The sequence below is a fragment of the Pirellulales bacterium genome, assembly GCA_036499395.1.
Lineage (GTDB): Bacteria > Planctomycetota > Planctomycetia > Pirellulales > JACPPG01 > JACPPG01.
On record DASYDW010000121.1, the window covers coordinates 88,655 to 107,400 of the forward strand.

Sequence of the window (18,746 nt, forward strand, 5' to 3'; positions counted from 1 at the left end):
TGGTTCCGTTCGCTTGCCCTGCGAAATGTTCACCGTCTGCAAGATCGAATCATTTCAGCGCAGGTGCTCCCGCGCTTTCGAATTCGAAATCATTCACAATTTCGCCGGATGCCAGCGTCACTGCACTCGTCAACTTTCCGGCATTTTGCCTCCCAAGCGGCGCCATTTGCACGACCTGAATCAATTGCTCGCCCGGCCGGATAAACATGATCTCGAATTTTCCGTTCGCCCCTGTTTTCACCGACGGCTCGTAGTAGCGGTTCTCTCGGGCGTCCTTAGGCGTCGCCCGCACTTCGCAGAAGGCAACCGGTTTGCCGTCGGCGTCCGTCACTTGCCCCCGCACGGTGGCGCCGCGCGTCAACTTGATCTCGACGTCGTCGATCTCCTGACCTGGCACGGTCGAAATCGGTGGTAACACGCCGTTGGCCCATTTGCGCCACTCGTTGTACTTGCCATCGTGCGCGACCAGGTTGTACTGGGCGTCGTTGCTGGCTGGCAGCAACATCTCAAACGTCCCGTCCATTTTCGTCGGCACGCTGTATCGCGTATCCCCCGTCAGCGAGTTGCCGGTCCCCGTCAGGGCCGGTGCCACCGTCGCTTCGCCCACCGGATTACCGTCCGGATCGACGACGCGCCCCCGAATGCGAACGCCACGCTCGACGAAAATCTTCGCCGTCGGCATGCCCGGGCGCAGATCAAAATCAAGGCGATCGAAATTGCGTTGCCATTTCAGTTGCTCGTTATTGATCGTGCGGTGGTTCCAATCGCTAATACATTCCTCGCACCACCACCGACCATAACTCGCAGCGCTGACTTCGAATTGAAATTCACCGGGCAGCATCGCCGGAATAATCAGCAGCCCATCGTCGTTGGAACGCCCCTCGATATCCCTCTGCTGCCAGTTGCTCAGCCGAACTCCCGAGACCGGCTCACCTGACGCGGCGTCGACGACCACGGCGCGAAAGGCGATTCCCGCCGTGAGATCGAGATCGAGTTCATTCGTACCCCGATTCACCACCTGCGATGTGAGCCTTAGGACGCCTTGGTTTTCGGACTTCACGCGCAATTCATAGATGTCCGGCTGCAAGTAGAGCGTGAATTTCCCATCGTCGTCCGACTTGGTTTCGGTCCAGATCGCATCAATGAGCACACCGTCGGCCATCTTCGGCCGTTGATTGACGCGGATCGATACGCCCCCGGCCGGCTTGCCGTCAGGATCGCGCACTGTGCCCGTGATGCAAGTCGCATTGCCGAGCGCTACGACCCAACCCGATGCGCCGGTCGGCTGATGAATGAACGTTTCCGCCGAATAGCCGGGCTTCTTGAACCGCACTTCGACCTTGGCGCCACGTCCCAGCATCGGGATACGAAAGATGCCATCTTTATTGGTCTTTTTTCGATAAGTCGGCTGCCAGTCCGAAACGTGTACCTCGACGTCTTCGAGCGGCTTACCTTCTTGGTCGACCACTAGACCGGCCAACTCTCCCACGCCAACGTCCGCCGGCCCCTTGACCTTCGCATCCTTGAACGTGGGAACATAAATATCCTGAGGCCCGAGAAAGTCGGGAGTTACCTCGGCGTTGATTTCGTAATAGTTCCCTTCGGCAGTCACTACAGCCAGAGACGTCAAGCCGGGCGCGTCGAATTGCGGCCCTGGAACCGCCGGCAACTTGAAGTCCCCCTTGGCATCGGCCGTGACAGCCTCGGCACCGGCGAGCGGGTGGCGCTTCGCGTCGAGCCGAGAAACGCGCGCCCCAGGCAATGGCTCACCGCGCACGTCAACCAGCCGGCCTACGAAATTGTCTAGCCGCAATGTCAGAAATGACTGAGTCGGCTGCCCATTTGCCACAGGTGGGCCGATAAGCGTCGCAACGATAAGTAAAGCGAACTTGCGCACGGTGAACACCTCGCGCCGGTGAACGATGTTTACAAACCGAAGATCGGATTATAAACGGCGCAAACGAACATCGCACTTACAAAAACTTCTCCGCCAAGTGCTGGCGCAATGATAATGCAGCCATTTTACGCGACGGTATTTCACCGTAGCGCAAACCTTACTTCGGCAACTGCTTATCCGCGAAGTCGAGCCACTGCTTCCATTCCACCTGGCTCATGTCGTGCTTACCAGGCCGAATGAAGTAGCCCAGGTGCGTATTGACTAGCTCATTCTCCGGAGGCAGCGTCCCGGCGCCGCACCCTTCGGCCCCCAACAGTTTGAAGACCGGCTCGGCCGCTTTGAGCATCTCGAACTGGCCGCTGGGATTCGCCCACTGGTCCCCCGTGGCGTTGGTCAACAACACCGGGCGTGGCGCAACCAACGCAATCAAGCAATGCTGATCAAACGGCAGCTTGCTCGTCGCGCGGCTGAATTTTTTGAACGTGGCATTGAACCAATGCGGAAACGCGGTGTTGATCCGCTCGACCGACTCGCCGACCGTCCCCCGGCTGGGCGAGGTGCCGCCGCAACCTGCCTGTGAAGGAATTACGAGCGCAAAACGCTCATCGAGCGCGCCAGCCAATAATGCCGTCTTGCCGTTGCGCGAGTGACCAAACACCGCGATTCGCTTGCCATCGATATCCGGATCCGAGACCAGATAATCGACCGTGCGGCTCAGTCCCCAGGCCCAGGCCGCGATCGTTCCCCATTCATGATCGCCTGGAGCGGATTGCCCGGACTGGAAATACAGCGCCGGCACACCATCATCCCAGGTCGGTTTATCGAGCTTCACATCGCCGTGATAAAACGTCGCGACGGCATAGCCGCGATCGATGGCCTGATCCAGCCCCCAGTGCGGCGCTTCAAGCCCGCGTCCCGCCTCGGTGGCGCGATTATTCTCCATGCCCGGCCCGTTCGGCATCCACAACGTCGGCAAGCGAATTGCCGGATGTGCGATCACCATGTGGTTGCCGCGGAAGTTCAAGCCCAACAGCACCGGCGCCGGCTTTTTTTGCACGGCAGGCACGAACAGCAGCAGATGGATCTGCCCGTCGCTTTCGTGCCCAGCCGGTCCGAACGTAATCGTCACCTGCTTCATGCGTGCCTTGCCACCCAGCACTTCATGCTCGCTATCGACGTGGGCGGTAAACTTCGGCGCTGCGGGAGCGGCGCCGTACATGTACCACTCGAAGAGTTTGATCAACTCAGGCCGCCGCTTCTCGCGCCACTCTCCGGCGGTACGAACGGGCGTGCCATCAAGCATCACCAACGGATCAGGTAAGTCAGCACGATCCGATAGTTGATCCACGTCAGGAAAGTCCGCGCGCACGATTGCAGGAGTCAACATGGTCATGATCAGCGACAAAAACAGAATGGTGCGAATCGCGAGCATACGTTGATAGAGTCCGGATGGTTTCTGCTAAGTAATAATAAGCTTTCAAGCAAGAATCTGCCTGACAACGCTGCCATGCACGTCGGTCAATCGGAACGCACGTCCTTGCAGTTGAAACGTCAGCCTTGTGTGGTCGACACCTAGGCAGTGTAAGAGCGTGGCGTGCAAATCATGAACGTGTACCGGGTCACGCGTAATGTTGTAGCAATAGTCGTCGGTCGCTCCCAGCGTCATGCCTGGACGAATGCCGCCTCCGGCCATCCAGATCGTAAAGCAACGTGGATGATGGTCACGACCGTAGTCTTTTGCCGTCAACGTCCCCTGGCAATAAACCGTGCGGCCGAATTCGCCTCCCCACACGACAAGCGTATCGTCGAGCAAACCGCGCTGCTTCAGATCCGCGACGAGCGCGGCTGAGGCCTGATCGGTGTCGCGGCATTGACCCGCAATTTGCGTCGGCAACTTCGTGTGCTGATCCCAACCACGATGAAAAAGCTGCACGAAGCGCACACCCCGTTCGACCAGCCGGCGCGCAAGCAGACAATTCGCCGCGAACGTGCCGGGCGTTTTCGCGTCGGGGCCATACATGTCGAGTACATGCTGCGGTTCGTCGGCTGCCGCGGTAAGCTCCGGCACCGCCGACTGCATGCGAAACGCCAATTCGTACTGCGCGATGCGCGTATTGATTTCAGGGTCGCCCGTCTCGGCTAGCCGCGAACGATTCAGCGTTGCCAGGTCATCCAGGAACCGTCGCCGCGCCGGCGCGTCGAGTCCGGCCGGATTCGACAGGTACAACACCGGATCCGCGCCCGAGCGAAACTTCACTCCTTGATAACGGGTTGGCAGAAAGCCGCTTCCCCACAAACGATCATAGAGCGGTTGATCCGCCGGATTGCCGCTTCCCTGCGAGATCATCGCGACGAAGGCGGGCAGATCCTGGTTCTCGCTCCCCAACCCATAAGCCACCCACGAACCGATGCTGGGACGTCCGGCCAATTGTGCGCCGGTTTGGAAAAACGTGATCGCCGGATCGTGATTGATCGCCTCGGTGTACATCGACTTGATAAAGCACAGCTCGTCCGCGACTCGGGCCGTGTGCGGCATCAGCTCGCTCACCAACGCCCCGCTCTGCCCATGCTGCGCAAATCGGAAGGCGCTGCTGGCCACGGGAAAGCTGTGTTGCCCGCTGGTCATGCCAGTCAGGCGCTGCCCTTGCCGAATCGATTCTGGCAGCTCGGTGCCGCGTAGACCGTCGAGCGCCGGTTTGTAATCGAACAGGTCCATTTGCGACGGCGCGCCGGACTGAAACAAGTAGATCACGCGCTTGGCTCGCGGCGGAAAATGCGGCAAGCCCGGCAGCCCTCCCGCGCGATTTTCGGCCTGCGCCTTCGATTCGGCCGCCGCTCGCTCGGACTTCAACAGCCATGCCAGCGCGATTGAACCCAAACCGCCACCGGCGCGGCCCAAGAAGCCGCGACGCGTCAGGGCCAGTTGTTGCGCAGCGAGCGGGTCCACTGCTCACTCCTTCGTGATTGCTTCGTCGAGATTTAAAATCAAACTTACCACGGCCGTATAAGCGGCCAACTCGGTCGTCTCGTCGGACGTTTTTCGCGCAGCTTCTCCTGTCTTCACTAGCGCCTCGGCTTCGTCCGGATGCTGCTGAAAGTGCGCCAACTGCCGACTCCAATTTCGCAACAGCGTTTCCAGCTCGGCAGCGGTTGGAGGTCGAGCCAGTACCAGTCGGAATGCGCGCGTGATTCGCTCGCCGGGCTCTGGCGCCGCTTCGATAATGACACGCTCTGCCAAAACCCGCGCCGCTTCGACGAACGTCACATCGTTCATCAACACAAGCGCCTGCAGCGGTGTGTTGGTGCGCGTGTTGCGCACCGCGCACGCTTCTCGCGGTGAGGAATCGAACGTAACCATCGTTGGCGGTGCGACCGTCCGCTTGACGAACGTATAAATGCTGCGTCGATACAAATCGGCGCCGTGATCCTGCTCGTACTCGACATTGCCTGTCAGTTCGAGCCACAGACGCGGTGGCTGATATGGCTTGACCGACGGTCCACCGATGCGCTCAACCAGTAGCCCGCTGGCCGCTAGCGCCGCGTCGCGAATCGCCTCGGCGGACAACCGTTGCCGCGGGCCGCGCCCCAGCAGTCGATTCTCCGGATCGCGCCGCATCTGCTCCGCAGTCACGTTTGACGATTGGCGATACGTCGCCGAGGTGACGATCGTTCGCTGCAGACGTTTGACGTCCCAGCCGTTGCGCAGAAATTCGGTCGCCAGCCAGTCGAGCAATTCTGGATGGCTAGGCAATTCTCCCTGCGCACCAAAATCGTCGACGCTCCTCACCAGGCCGGTCCCGAAAAACAATTGCCAATAATGATTGACTGTCACCCGCGCCGTAAGCGGATTCGCCGGATCGACGAGCCAACGGGCCAGGCCGAGACGGTTTTCGATTCTGCTCTCCGCCGCCGCTGGCAAGAATGCGGGTATCCCCGGCAGTACCTTCTCGCCCGGCTGGTCGTAGCGCCCACGCCGTAGCAAGAAAGTATCGCGCCGCGGCTGTACGTCCTCCATGACCATTGTGGTCGGAATGCTATCGACGAACTTTTCATGCTCGCGCCGCAGCGAAGATAGTTGATCGAATGCTGCGCGCAGGCCCACTGCGGCATGCTGCGCGACATAGTAGGCCTGCAGTTTGCGAACTTGCCGCGCTATGCGCTTGTCTGCAGGCGTGGCGAGAATTTTGGCCGGACTGTCCGGCGTGGCGATCAGTTCGATTTGCTCAGCCGGAAGCAAAGCGCGATACACGCGCACGTCGTCGATTGCCCCCCGCAATCGGCCCGCAGGCCCACCTCCGCCCAGGCGAAATGGCTCTTTCGAACCAAACGTTTGATAGAGCAAGTCGGTAATCGTCCGCAGCTCTTGGACCGCGCCATCGATGTAGATCTTTACGCCCGACGCCAGTCGCGTGGCGTCGTAAGTAACCGCAACGTGCGTCCAACGATCCGGCGCAAGCGTTGCCGTCGTTTCCACGCGCAGCGAGTCGTCCAGCCAGCGCTGCACGAGATTCAACTGCACGCGTCCCTCGACAAGCTGCAGGTTGTACCCCGCGCCATCCGGTTCGTCCTTGATTCGCGACCAAATCACACCGTCCGACGCACCGTCACGATAGACCCAGCAGGCAATCGTAAATTTGTCCAGATAGCCGAAGTCGACCACATTGCCGGCATCGATGTAATTGTGACCTGATAGCGCCACGGCCGACCCAATGGCGCCGGCGCGAAACGTCAGGTCGCCATCAATGCTCCGCAGCAGGTACTGCTGATCGGTTTTTACCGCAGGCTTCACCGCGTCACCACTCTCGGCCGAGCTCTGCGCTACAGCCGTACCAACGTTATTGGGCTCGCACGTCAAATGCACCGTTAGATCATCAGTCACCGACCAGTCGCTCTCGCCCAGAACCGGTTGCGAGGATTCCCAAGCCTCGAGCGCGGCAACCAACTGCGGCCGCAGGTTCTCGACGCGTTGCGTGGCAGCCGTTAGTTCCCCTTCAAGTGTCGTGAGTCGTTCCTGCTGTTCGACGGTTGGCGTCTTTAAGAACGGCGGCGAGTTACCCACCTTCACCGCGCGACCACGCTCGGGAACCTGATTAAAAAGCGCGAACAGTTGATAGAACTCGCGTTGCGTCACCGGATCGTATTTATGATCGTGGCAGCGAGCACATCCGATGGTAAGTCCCAGCCAGACGGTGCCCGTGGTTTCAACCCGATCGACGGCATATTCGACGGCATATTCCTCGGCGATGATTCCCCCTTCGCCGTTGCCGCGATGATTACGATTGAACCCGGTGGCAATCCGCTGCTCGAGCGTCGGATTCGGCAGCAAGTCGCCGGCCAATTGCTCGATCGTGAATTGATCGAACGGTATGTTGCGGTTCAGCGCTCCGATCAGCCAGTCGCGCCACCGCCACATTGTCCGTTCGCCGTCCGTCTGATAGCCGTTAGTGTCGGCAAAGCGCGCGGCGTCCAGCCACGGCGCCGCCATCCGCTCGCCATAGCGGGGCGAGTTCAGCAATCGATCGACGACCGTTTCGTAAGCTGTCGGCGACTCATCTGCCAAAAACGCGTCGACTTCGGCCGGCGTCGGCGGCAAACCAGTCAGGTCAAGCGTCACACGTCGCAGCAGCGTGATCTTGTCCGCTTCAGTCGCTGGCGAAAGCTGCGCACTTTCGAGATGCGCGAGCACAAACGCATCGATCTCATTCCTTGGCCACGCCGCATTCTTCACCGCCGGAATCGGCGGACGCACGGGCGCCAGAAACGACCAATGCGGCTGCCATTGCGCACCGCCGTCGATCCAGCGGCGAAGAGTCTCGACTTGTTGAGCCGTCAAAGCTTCGCCGGCGTTCGGCGGAGGCATGCGCTGATCGGAATCGGCCGCGGTGACGCGCCGCATGACTTCACTGGCCGCGGCGTCGCCGGGCACAATCGCCGACTTCTGTCCGCGATCTCCTTTCGCACCATCTTCGCGATCCAGCCGCAGGTCTGCCTTGCGCTGGGCACTGTCAGGTCCATGACAGCGCCAGCAGGCAGCGGCCAGCATAGGGCGGACGTCACGATTGAATTCGACGTCCCCGGCCGAGACTTTGCGCGGCACATCCCCGGCCCGTGCGCAACTCGTAGGCGAGCTAGGCAATGCGACTGCAGCTAGCCACACAAGCAGGCCAAGCCGACCTACCGCACGAGCTGACTCCTGCCCTGTGAGCAGTCGCACGACAAAGGTGTTCTGAGTGAGTTCGGCTCGCACGATTCAATGCCCTGGACGAAACAGGTTGAAACTTTGCCGCCGCTGCACTGGTAAGAATGTCTATCAAGACCAATTAGAATCGTAACCAGCCGCCGCAGCGTCGGACAGCGGCGCGCGAGCTCGCAAAATGCGAGATTTGCCGTCGGCTGTCTGTATTGCTCGAAGCGGACCGCTGAAAGCCGTGCTGGCGGTCGTTGTGCGACTACTAGAATGTACGGTGTCCTCGCGGCGCTGGTCGTCCCAATTTCGGAGTTTGTCGATGCGCTCTCGCCTTAACTCTTCCGCCATGTTAGCGGTCGCAATTCTCCTGACTTCCACTGGCAGTTTCTTCGCGGGCGCAAATCGCGCCACGGCCGGAGAAGCCTCGGCCGAGCTCATCGCACCGCTTGTGGATCGGCAAACGCTGGTCGTCGGGCATATCGACCTGCGGGCCTTTGACGCGATGGAAACCGTTGACTGGGCGGCCGAGTTGTTCGAACTCCCCGACGCGTCGCGCGATCACATGCAAGCCGACGTGGCGCCGATCAAGTTGCTGACGCAGGCGCTTCCGGACGATGCGACCGTCGACGTCTATATCTTCAGCAGCCTGCTGGACTTTGGGCGGCTCCCCTTCTTTCTCGCTCTGCCGCTGAAAGGACATACGCCCGCGGCGGCCATCTCCTCAGAAGTCAGGCGCGACTTGGAAAAAGACTTCGGCCGTACGTTGCAAACCGAAACCGTCGGCGACGTGCTGATCACGGGCAGCCCGGAAACGATCGAACGCCTGAAAAAGGCCCCGCCCGTTGATCGTCCCGAGATCGCCGCGGCGTTTGCAGCCGTGGGTCCCGGCGCGGTGCAACTTGCGTTTGTCCCTTCGGCCGAGTTGCGCAAGCTGGCCGAAACGCTCGTTCCAAAACTACCGCAATCCATCGGGGGCGGCCCGACCAAAACATTCACCCAAGGAGTCACCTGGGTCGCGACCACCATCGACCTGCCGCCGGAAGAAGTCGCAATCCGCATCATCATTCAATCGACCGACGCCGAAGCGGCAACGGCACTCGCGAGCGAGATCGAAAAACTCTTCCAGACCGTGGGCCAGTTGCCGCAGGTACGGGAAGCCGTTCCCGAGTTTGACGAGCATGCGAAGAAACTGCTGCCGATCGCCAGCGGCGACCAATTGAAACTCGAGCTCACCGAAGCTAACGGCGGTATCGCGGCATTAACAACCATCGCCGGCCCGCTGTCACAGACGCTTCGCACGGCAACCAGCGCGAAGCAGCCGTAGAAGATCGGCTTAAGCGTCGGGCGCCTTCGGTTGCGTTTGGCGCTTCTGCCACCATTCGCGGACCTGTTGCCGCGCGGCTGGCGTAGTGAAGCGGCTGGCCGGAATGCCCCACCCGCGCAAGTCCTGATCCGCGACTTCGGCGATTCCAAAGTCAGCCATGTTCTCACCGTTTCGCGTCAGCAACATCGCGGCCGCGGTGGCGCCAACCTCGGGCGGAGGATCGGGCAGCTTACTGATCGGCTGCGAGACATCAAGAATGCCCGCCAGCCATTCATCCAGCCCTGGCCAAGGATCGCGCTCGGCGATGGCGAAGGCGGCCAACCAGCCGAAGTGATAGCGCAACCCAGGTGGTACGTCGCGACGATTGTCGTCGAGGGGACCGTTTCGCGGCATAGGATCTTCGGTGGGCACGGGCAATCGGTCACGCCGCGCCGCCTCGACCAGACTCGGCAAAACCTCGTGCGTGCCGATCTCAACCAGGACCGCGCACAACAGCGTATGTCGGCTGGCACTACCGGCAAACTGTGCGACTTCGGCCTCGGTCTTCGGCCGATCGTCGATCGACAGCAGATACGGCCCGGCAAACCGCGATACGATCGGACCGTCGAGATGCCGCAACAGCGCGATCTCGCGCTCGCTGAGGCAGCGCTTCTGGGCGGTCATCCAGGCCGTGGTCCGCTCGCTCAACTCGTGCAGCCGCTGCTCCTGGCTGAGCTTCAATTGCACGAGGTCATACAGCAACCGCCGCCGAGCATTCGGCAAATTCCTGAGCTGGAACATCCGCACTTCGCTGTAGTCGGCCTCGGGATGCGTGATGGGGATTGCCACTCCCACCGGATAATCGCCGGGGGCCAGAGAATTTCCGCTGACGCAATGCGCCGTCGTATCGTCGATGCGGCTGAAATGCGTAGCCCGCAACGCTAGCTCAGGATACTGCGGCACGTCGACCAACAGGTATTGCAGTGTGTTGTTGGTGCGTTCTTGCCAGATTTCTGCCACCATCGCCGGCCGGCTCAGGTCCGACAGTCGCGTCAATCGCTCGATAGCCTCACTCGACAGGTCAGGCGACTGAAGCAGTTTCTCCACCGCCTCGCGCAGCTTCGGCGCCCACGCTTCGTACACCACCAGGTCCGTCAACTCGCGGTCGGCCGATTCTTGCTCGACGGCCGAAGCCGTGGTCGATGTCAATGTTTGCAACCAGAGGTCGACCTGCTTCTCGGTGGCCGTCGGCGCGGCCCAATTGGCGGGATCACTCGCCAGCCAACGCACCCAGGCCGCCTCGCGCACATCCGCCAGCCGGCGCCGCGTATCCGAGGTGAGCTGCGGATCTTGCAATCGCTGCTTGAGCTTTTCTGCAACCGTCGCGGCCCATTGCGGATTGCGTTTGGCAATCCACTGCAGCCGCAGCGCCGCACCCATCCGTTGCCCATACGAGGCGGCGTCGACGTCCTGCATCAGGCGATCGACCTCTTCAACCGCGATCGGTGGGCTGTTTTCTTCGGCAGGTGGCGGCAACCGCGACAAGATCGGCTCGCACAGCGCACGTACCTCATAGGGCGTGTCAGGAGCCAGCAGCAATCGTTCCAACTCGATCGCCAGTGCCGGTTGCGCGGCCGGTTGTTGCGCGAGCGCCTGCAAAGCTTCCGCGCCGTGCCGACGTACGTCGAAATGATCCGAATTCAACTCGGCCACGCTTTTTGCCACCGCGCTGGTTATGCCAACGTCGGTCGTGCTCGTCTCGTCGGCCAACGCTCCGACCGGCAGCGCCAAGCAAGCGCCCAGTAGCGAAATGAGAAAGCAGACAAGGTTCCAGCGACTGGCCAGCGACATGGGCATCGTCTTGCGGAAGGAGGGAAAGCGGCGGGCTTGAATACGCAAAACTGACACTGGCTTGCTGGCAGTGCTTGCCGGCCAAGGTCGGTCAAACGGCCTTCACAAGTGTATGTTATGTCGCGGGGGAGTTTCGTTCAAAGCCCGAAGCTTGGCCACGGACGACTTTACGCGGGAAATTGGGCAAATCGGGGGCACCACGAAAAGCGTATCCGGCGGGCCTCACACGCGCGCCGTTTCGGCCCCTACCGGCCTTGCCGGAAACGCACGCTGGCAGGTACAAGTCACGCCGCCTATCTACCTGTAATCCCCTTCATCGCCCCTTCGGGAGAGCCATCATGGCGAAGGTTCTGTTGCGCGCGTTTTGCGTGTTGCTCGTCGCCTTATCGGTTCACGTTGCCCGGCCGCAGAGCATGCAGGTCAACCCGACCGGCCCCTACGTGCAGGTCACGTTGAAGGAACAGTTGCAGAAGGGGCTAAAATGCCGGCGTCCCCTGGAATTCAGATTCGTCGACCACGTGGTGCATCTGGTCGACAAAGGAAAACTGCCGCTCGACCTGGTGAATATCTGCTTCGACTGGTCGCGGCAACGCAGCAACCATATCCCGTTCGTCTACTTTCAACGTAGCCTGATCATGCTGGCCGCGCAAGAAGGCATTACGTTGAAAATGGAAAACTAAAATCGAACGTCGCACTTCTATTTTGCCGGCGCGCCCAGGATGCGCTGCACCTCGGCCCCCGTACGCCCTGTGAGCATCAAAGCCCACAGCTTCATATCCGCGAGAAATGACCAGAGCGGATACTTGAACGAAGCCGGTTTGTTCTTCTCGATGCCGAAATGGCTGATCCACGCCATGCCGTAACCGGCCACCGGCGCAGCCAACAGCAGCCACCACATTTGCAGGGCCACGGCCGCGCCGATCACCAGAAAGCTGGCCGTCGTGCCCACAAAGTGCATGATCCGCGTGCTCGGCAAGCTGTGCTCGCGCACATAGAAGGGCCAGAACTCCTCGAACGATTCGATCTTCTTCGGCGACATGGCACCCTCCGGCACGGGGTAAACGAACCCAACGACTGAGCCGTGCGTTAGAGACGCAGGACTCTTCAAGATATTGTGGCCTGGCGCTTTGCTTCGGGCAAATCCTTCGCCAAGCGCAGGCCGCTCGGAAGCCGGCAAGCAAGCCTGCTCGTTTGGCGTACAATGGACCCCGCTTTCGACCTCTGGGGCAGAATCTGGAACATGCCAATGAAACGCCATATAACGTCACCGCACATTGCACGATCGATCTTGCTCGTTCTTGCGGCACTGAATCTGACGGCCACGGTCGCACAGGCCCATTTCCTGTTCGTCCGCATCTTGCCGGCCGCCGAAGCCGGGCGCGCGGCCGAAGTATATTTCAGCGAAAAAGCGGACGCCGGCGACCCGCGCTATATTGATAAAGTCGCCAGTACAAAGCTCTGGCTGCAAAGCGCGACCGGCGATCCGCAGGAACTCGCCGTTTCCAAAGCAACCGATCGACTGCGAGCCCACCTGCCCCTATCGGGCAGCGTCGAAGTTTTTGGCCTATTGAACTACGGCGTTCTAGCACGCCCGCAGCAGACACCGTTCTTGCTCCGTCATTATCCCAAGGCAGTCTCGGGCAAGCCCGACGAATTGAACCACATTACGATGCAAGGGCAATCGCGTTTCGAATTCGTGCCGCACTTCGACGGCGACCAAGTGCTGCTGACCGTGCTGCATGACGGCAAGCCGCAACCGCGCGTCACCGTTAACACGATCGACGTCAATCTAGTCGGCGACGAGCTGACGACTGACGACCAAGGGCATGTCGCCTTCAAGCCCCCCGCGCCAGGCGTCTATTCGGTGTACACGCAACACGTCGACAAGATCCCCGGCGACCACAATGGAAAACAGTACGATGAGGTGCGTGAATTCGCGACCCTCACCTTCGCATGGCCCTTATCGCGCACCGATGCCGACCCCGAAGCGGTCAAGCTGTTCGAAGAGGCCGTTGCGGCGCGGGCCCAATGGAAGGATTTCCCCGGCTTTACCGCCACCGTTGACGGCAATATTGATGGCCGGCCCGTCGCCGGCGATGTCACGGTCACGGCAGACGGCAGCGTCACGATCGAGGCGGCCGACGAGCCCACCGCCGCTTGGGTGCGCGAGCAATTGGAATCGATCATCAGGCATCGAGTGGCCAGCGAAGCCTCGCCTGACGCCAGCCGTCCGGTGCTTCGCTTTGCCGATGAGAATGTCGATCATCCGCTCGGCCGGTTGCTGGAATTCGACGGCGGACAGTTCGCTTCGAGCTATCGTGTACGCGACCGGCAAATCATGGTCGTCAATCGTCACTTCGGCGAACAGGATATGACGATCACGGTGCTCGATAACGAGCGCACCGCCGACGATCACTTTTTGCCGCGCAGCTATACCGTGCAATACTGGGACGCTAAAGATGGCCACCTCGACCGCACGGAAAGCGTGCAAGACCGTTGGCGCCGCGTCGGTGAGTTCGACTTACCGCAAAGCCACGCGGTCACGACGGCCACGTCCCACGGCCTGACCGTACGCACGTTTTCGTTATCCGCGCATAAGTTGCTGCCACCAAAAAAAGATTCCTGACACCTTATTCGTGTTCCCATCCCATTTCATCCGCATCGAAGATTCACTCGCCTATGTCCGCACGCCATGACGGTCGCCGTCCGAACGAAATCCGCCCCCCCAAGATTAAACGTCGCTACACGCATGCCGCTCCGGGCAGTGTGCTCTACCAGGCCGGCAAAACCACCGTCCTGTGTACGGCCAGCATCGACGAAAGCGTTCCGCCATGGATGAAAGGTCAGGGGCGCGGCTGGGTCACGGCCGAATACAACATGCTGCCCGGCAGCACCAGTCCGCGCAAACGACGCGATCGCGATGGCAAGCTCGACGGTCGTACCAGCGAAATCCAGCGACTGATCGGTCGGAGCCTGCGTGCCATCGTTGACCTAGGAGCGCTCGGCGAGCGCTCGGTCACGGTCGATTGTGATGTGCTCGAGGCCGACGGCGGCACGCGCACCGCTTCGATCACCGGCGCCTTCATTGCCCTGGTCGACGCGCTGCACACGGTGCGCGATAAGCTCGATCCAGCCCGACCCGTGCTCACCGATAGCGTGGCGGCAGTCAGCGTCGGCCTGTTCGAGGGGCGAGCCCTATTGGACCTCGACTATGTCGAAGACGTAGACGCCGAGGTGGATATGAACGTCGTGATGACCGGCGGCGGTCGCTTCGTCGAGCTACAAGGAACGGGTGAAGAAGCCACGTTCAGCGAAAAAGATCTCGCCACACTCGTCAAGCTCGCCCGCACCGGCATCGCCGAACTGCACGGCCTGCAGCGCGCCGCGCTCGGCAAACAATGGCCCCTGGCGAAATAAACTTCTGTCGCGGCGATTAGCTCTGCCCGCGCAGATTCCATCCCTCGCGCGCATACTTTTCGCCGACCAGCGCCTCGGTGCGCTCCCGCGGCCATTCCGAAAGCACTTCCGTCGCGCGCCATTCCTTCACGAGCGCCGCGCGCAATTGTTCGCGCGTGGCTGGCAGGTTCGCGATGAACTCAGCATGCGTTCGACCGGCGCGATAGCCTGGCTCGCGCGGCGGATGCTTGAGGCACCGCGAGACCAGTTCCAGATCGAAATCGAACAACAGCGTGCCGTGGTACAGCAGATGCCGCCGCTTGGCGCGCAGGCTGTTGCCGGAGAACTTCTTCGCCGCGCCCCGCAGCGTCTCCTCGTCGGCCGCATTCGAAAAGGCTCCGCTCGTATCAATCGCCAGATCGCTCGTACCGCAACGCGCCGCGACGGGCGCAATACCTGATAGCGCCTCGATCAGCCGCTTCAGTACAAAACAGTGAGCCTGGTCGATCGACTTCAGTTCCGGCCGCCGCTCGATCGAAAGCACGACCGAATACATCAAGCAGCCCGGCCCCGTGACGATCGACGCGCCACCGCTGGTGCGGCGCAATACGGGAATCCCCTGCCCGGCACACCAGTCCAGGTCGACCTCTAGCTCAGGCCGGGAGGATCGGCCCAGCACGACCAGCGGTTTTTCCGGTTCCCACAGGCGCAGCACCTCGGCGGAACTGCCGGTCTCTTCGGCCTCTTCGACCAGCGCCTCGTCGAGCGCCAAGTTCGCTGCCGCTGTCGATAACGTCAAATCAAGTAAGTACATGCGTTTCGTCCGAGCTGGTTGCCCGCGGCCGCCGCGCGGCTTGACGGAACCGGTCCGCCTCCTAAACTCTGAATATCAAGCGAACGCCATCGCACGGTACAGATTCGTCGGGCAACCGACGTGAAATCGCGGCGTCGCCAGTTCTTTTGGCCTTTCGCGCGCGGCCCACCGGCATGGCACAATCAGTCAACGCTTCGAATTCCTCTCCGTCTCCGGACCGCGGCCTCCCGCCGGTCGAGCCCCCCAGCGCACGATTCATTCTGCAATTGTTCGTCGTGCCGGGCGTGATTGTCATCATCATCGTCCTGGTGTGGCTGTTGTTCAACTGGCTGGCACAGATGGGTTCGGACCCGTCGAAATACGTGGCAGCCCTGCGCTCGAACAGCAAAGCGCGCTGGCAAGCCGCGGCCAGCCTGGCCGACGTGCTGAACGACCAGCGCAACGCCGACCTGAAACGCGATCCGGCGCTGGCGCGCGATCTGGCCCAGTTCCTGACCGAAGAGCTGAAAGACCCCAACGAAGGCGAAGAGCAAGAGATGCTGGACATCTACTTGTGTCGCGCCCTGGGCGAATTCTCGGTCCCCGAAGCCGTGCCGCCGTTGCTCGAAGCCGCCGCGCTGACCCGGTCCGAGGATATCGCCGTGCGGCGCGCCGCGCTCGAGGGGTTGGCCGTTTTCGCATCGCACTCGCCCGTTGCCGAGACACCGTATCAAGCACAAATCGACCAGGTGCTCGGCAAGGCAGCCGCGGATCAAGACGCGCAGATCCGCTCGGTGTCGGCTTTCGCCCTGGGCGTGGTCGGCGACCAGGCGTCGCGCGAGCAACTGCGGCAAATGTTGTCCGACGTCTATCCCGACGTCCGCTACAACGCCGCCACGGGCTTGGCCCGATGCCACGACGTTGCCGGCTTAGAAGTCATTCTCGAAATGCTCGATCCCGACGAGCAACGCTCGCTGAAGCTCGAAGCCGAAGGCGAGTCGCGCGAAGTCAAACGCTCGTTGATCGTGGAGAACGGATTGCAAGCCGCGTTGGCGCTCAACGCTGTCCTCTCGGAAGCCGATCGCGCAAAGCTTCGCCAGGCCGTCGAGCAATTGCCGGACAAGCAGCAACCGGCCGACATCCGCCTGAGAGCGACCGAGGCATTGCGCCGCTTCGACGAACCGCCCCAGCCCGCGGCGGCGAAGTAGTCGCCGTCAATCGTCGATTCTTCTCATTTCCCTCTGCGAAATCTGTGCAATCTGCGGATCTATTGATTTCTCGGCGTGGTCTCGCGACCGCATGCTTGGGTTAAAAACCCCAAACGCTGTGGCGCAATCTGGCAACGGCGTATTCCGCGCAATTCGGGCGACAAGTCCGCTAGCACGCGACTTTGACGATTTTTCCGCAAAGGCAAATCAGGCAAATTATTCCGCCTCGACACGCCCGCCGGCGTCGGCATCGCGCGCCGTGAATCTTTAGCGAATTCTTTCGTGCCTAACTCGATGCCGCGTGTGTACTTCGATGCGGTCAAGCTCGCGATGTTAAACTTTTCTATTTGCCGCCGCGCTATTATTCAGCCACATTCTGGTGAGGTAGTGTTTTCGCGACACGGTGCGTGGCCTTTTAGGGCGCGTGCTGCTGCGATGCCTCCGGACCGGCGCCACGCGCTTGCCCGCAACGTACATTTCGACGAGTGATGAAACTCAGGCCAGTGTGGGACAGATCATGAAAGTCGCGCAAACGATCCTTGCCAGCCTCGCGCTCTGTGGCGCGGTGACTCCCAATGCCTTGGCACAATGCTGCCAGACATACCGGCTCGAATACCAGACGGTGTTCGAGGATCGGCAGGTGACCGCCTACCGCGTTGGCTACGACACCGTCTACGACGAGCGGCAAGTCACCAGCTACCGCCCGGTCTGGGAAACCGAAATGCGCGAGCGCCGCTACAACGTGCAGCGCCCCGTGATCGAAACCAGCGAGCGCGAAGAGAGCTATACCGTGCTGAAGCCGGTATGGGAAACTTCGATGCGTGACGCCAGCTACAACGTCGTGCGCGACGTATTCGAGACCAGCGAGCGCGAAGAACGCTTCGTCGTGCAGCGTCCGGTCACCGAAATGCACGAACGCGAAGAGCGTTACATTGTCCAGCGTCCCATCACCGAGACGATGGAGCGTGACGAAGCCTACACCGTGATGGTGCCGGTCACCACTTATCGCGCCGTGACCGTCGATCAAGGAACCTATATCGATCAACAAAACGTGGTGCCGGGCCGGGTCGTCAATCGTTTGAACTGGGTCCCGGGCGCCTGTGTCCCGGATCCCGCCACCGGCACGTCCACCTATATGAAGCCGGGCTTGATGTGGGTACCGCAAAAGCAGCCTGACACGGTGACCGTGAATCGCGTTTGGCAACCTAATGTCGTCACTCAGCAAATCCCGCAAACCTGCATGGTACCGCAGCAACAAGTGCGCAAGGTGCCGTTCCAGGTCTGCCGCGTGGTAAATGAGGAGGTTGTCCGAAAGGTGCCGTTCCAGGTTTGCCGCATGGTGGCCGAGGAACAGGTTCGCAAGGTCCCCGTCACCACCTGCCGCCAGGTCACCGAACGCGTCGAACGTCAGGTGCCCGTGCAGACGTGCAAGATGGTGCCCGAGATCGTCGTTCGCAAGATTCCGGTTCAAACGACCCGTATGGTTTGCGAAGAACGCGTGGATCAGATTCCGGTGCAGGTGTGCCGCATGGTCTGCGAACAGCAAACGGTGCGCGTGCCGCGCTGCGTCGAAACGCGCACGCCCGTCGTCTACAACTATCGCGTCCCGCGCACGGTGTGCTGCAAGGTGCCGGTTGTCGATCCGTGCTGCAACCCCGGCTGTGACACCTGCGGCGGCGCTCCGGCCGCGATCGTCGCCCCGGTACCGTCGATGCCGTACGCTCCCGCTCCCGCCCCTGGCGTGAACCCGGGTTCGTCAAAGACGTATGCCACGCCGACGCCCGCTCCGGCTCCCGCTCCTGAATCGGGCAACAACGGCGCACGTCGTGCCCCGTCCATCGGTCCAGACGATAACGTGCCCGAGTCGACGCCGAATCTCAACAATCAGCCGGGCCGAACCTTCGAAAAGGAGCCGGCCACGACGAACTCGAACACGGGCAACACCGGCACGGCCCGTACCAAGGAAGTCTCGGCCAACGATCGCACGACGTAAGATCGCTTCTGGCCAAACAGGTCAGCAACAGATCACGCCAAGACCGTACGTATCAACACACGGGGCCTGAGCGATTTACGAATCACTCAGGCCCCAATTTTTTGCGCGCGTCTGTAGC

The 18,746-nt window shown here is 61.1% G+C and carries 13 protein-coding genes; 6 read left to right on the forward strand and 7 right to left on the reverse strand.

All coding sequences use genetic code 11. From position 1 onward, the window contains the following. Positions 1 to 49: 49 nt before the first annotated feature. The 4 genes from VGN12_22430 to VGN12_22445 all read right to left on the reverse strand — a co-directional run bounded on the left by VGN12_22430 (position 50) and on the right by VGN12_22445 (position 7,994). Positions 50 to 1,897: a carboxypeptidase regulatory-like domain-containing protein gene (locus VGN12_22430; protein ID HEY4312222.1), complete on the reverse strand. Its 1,848-nt coding sequence runs from the start codon at positions 1,895 to 1,897 to the stop codon at positions 50 to 52. 157 nt (positions 1,898 to 2,054) lie between these two features. Continuing rightward, complete coding sequence (locus tag VGN12_22435; protein HEY4312223.1) at positions 2,055 to 3,329, reverse strand: acetylxylan esterase; 1,275 nt, start codon at positions 3,327 to 3,329, stop codon at positions 2,055 to 2,057. Between the two features lie 45 nt (positions 3,330 to 3,374). Next, positions 3,375 to 4,844, reverse strand: coding sequence for a DUF1501 domain-containing protein (locus tag VGN12_22440; GenBank protein HEY4312224.1), 1,470 nt, complete (start codon positions 4,842 to 4,844; stop codon positions 3,375 to 3,377). A 3-nt stretch (positions 4,845 to 4,847) separates the two neighbouring features. After that, the gene (locus VGN12_22445) at positions 4,848 to 7,994 is read right to left on the reverse strand and encodes a DUF1553 domain-containing protein (GenBank protein ID HEY4312225.1); all 3,147 of its coding nucleotides are present in this window, start codon (positions 7,992 to 7,994) and stop codon (positions 4,848 to 4,850) included. Between the two features lie 409 nt (positions 7,995 to 8,403). Here VGN12_22445 and VGN12_22450 point away from each other — a divergent pair, with 409 nt between their 5' ends. Further along, complete coding sequence (locus VGN12_22450) at positions 8,404 to 9,408, forward strand: hypothetical protein (GenBank protein HEY4312226.1); 1,005 nt, start codon at positions 8,404 to 8,406, stop codon at positions 9,406 to 9,408. 9 nt (positions 9,409 to 9,417) lie between these two features. Here VGN12_22450 and VGN12_22455 read toward each other — a convergent pair whose 3' ends face one another. Continuing rightward, complete coding sequence (locus VGN12_22455; protein HEY4312227.1) at positions 9,418 to 11,295, reverse strand: hypothetical protein; 1,878 nt, start codon at positions 11,293 to 11,295, stop codon at positions 9,418 to 9,420. A 281-nt stretch (positions 11,296 to 11,576) separates the two neighbouring features. On the opposite strand from VGN12_22455, the gene VGN12_22460 reads away from it, so the two are divergent. Continuing rightward, a complete protein-coding gene (locus tag VGN12_22460) occupies positions 11,577 to 11,918 on the forward strand; it encodes a hypothetical protein (GenBank protein HEY4312228.1) in 342 nt (113 codons plus the stop codon). 17 nt (positions 11,919 to 11,935) lie between these two features. On the opposite strand, the gene VGN12_22465 is transcribed toward VGN12_22460, so the two are convergent. Beyond that, the gene (locus VGN12_22465; GenBank protein ID HEY4312229.1) at positions 11,936 to 12,277 is read right to left on the reverse strand and encodes a DUF962 domain-containing protein; all 342 of its coding nucleotides are present in this window, start codon (positions 12,275 to 12,277) and stop codon (positions 11,936 to 11,938) included. 207 nt (positions 12,278 to 12,484) lie between these two features. On the opposite strand from VGN12_22465, the gene VGN12_22470 reads away from it, so the two are divergent. Further along, complete coding sequence (locus VGN12_22470) at positions 12,485 to 13,864, forward strand: DUF3386 family protein (protein HEY4312230.1); 1,380 nt, start codon at positions 12,485 to 12,487, stop codon at positions 13,862 to 13,864. A gap of 53 nt (positions 13,865 to 13,917) precedes the next feature. Continuing rightward, on the forward strand, positions 13,918 to 14,655 hold the full coding sequence (rph, locus tag VGN12_22475) for a ribonuclease PH (protein ID HEY4312231.1): 738 nt from the start codon (positions 13,918 to 13,920) through the stop codon (positions 14,653 to 14,655). A 16-nt stretch (positions 14,656 to 14,671) separates the two neighbouring features. On the opposite strand, the gene VGN12_22480 is transcribed toward rph, so the two are convergent. Next, on the reverse strand, positions 14,672 to 15,448 hold the full coding sequence (locus VGN12_22480) for a lipoate--protein ligase family protein (GenBank protein HEY4312232.1): 777 nt from the start codon (positions 15,446 to 15,448) through the stop codon (positions 14,672 to 14,674). Between the two features lie 173 nt (positions 15,449 to 15,621). On the opposite strand from VGN12_22480, the gene VGN12_22485 reads away from it, so the two are divergent. Both VGN12_22485 and VGN12_22490 read left to right on the forward strand, forming a co-directional pair. Continuing rightward, the gene (locus tag VGN12_22485) at positions 15,622 to 16,635 is read left to right on the forward strand and encodes a HEAT repeat domain-containing protein (GenBank protein HEY4312233.1); all 1,014 of its coding nucleotides are present in this window, start codon (positions 15,622 to 15,624) and stop codon (positions 16,633 to 16,635) included. A gap of 517 nt (positions 16,636 to 17,152) precedes the next feature. Continuing rightward, positions 17,153 to 18,628: a hypothetical protein gene (locus tag VGN12_22490; protein ID HEY4312234.1), complete on the forward strand. Its 1,476-nt coding sequence runs from the start codon at positions 17,153 to 17,155 to the stop codon at positions 18,626 to 18,628. The last annotated feature ends 118 nt before the right edge of the window (positions 18,629 to 18,746 follow it).

What these genes read in the sequence shown, in the direction of transcription:
- VGN12_22490 (HEY4312234.1), top strand. Translation starts at nt 17,153, where the DNA reads ATGAAAGTCGCGCAAACGATCCTTGCCAGCCTCGCGCTCTGTGGCGCG.
- VGN12_22480 (HEY4312232.1), bottom strand. Translation starts at nt 15,448, where the DNA reads ATGTACTTACTTGATTTGACGTTATCGACAGCGGCAGCGAACTTGGCG.
- VGN12_22465 (HEY4312229.1), bottom strand. Translation starts at nt 12,277, where the DNA reads ATGTCGCCGAAGAAGATCGAATCGTTCGAGGAGTTCTGGCCCTTCTAT.
- VGN12_22450 (HEY4312226.1), top strand. Translation starts at nt 8,404, where the DNA reads ATGCGCTCTCGCCTTAACTCTTCCGCCATGTTAGCGGTCGCAATTCTC.
- VGN12_22460 (HEY4312228.1), top strand. Translation starts at nt 11,577, where the DNA reads ATGGCGAAGGTTCTGTTGCGCGCGTTTTGCGTGTTGCTCGTCGCCTTA.
- VGN12_22435 (HEY4312223.1), bottom strand. Translation starts at nt 3,329, where the DNA reads ATGCTCGCGATTCGCACCATTCTGTTTTTGTCGCTGATCATGACCATG.
- VGN12_22485 (HEY4312233.1), top strand. Translation starts at nt 15,622, where the DNA reads ATGGCACAATCAGTCAACGCTTCGAATTCCTCTCCGTCTCCGGACCGC.
- rph (HEY4312231.1), top strand. Translation starts at nt 13,918, where the DNA reads ATGTCCGCACGCCATGACGGTCGCCGTCCGAACGAAATCCGCCCCCCC.
- VGN12_22470 (HEY4312230.1), top strand. Translation starts at nt 12,485, where the DNA reads ATGAAACGCCATATAACGTCACCGCACATTGCACGATCGATCTTGCTC.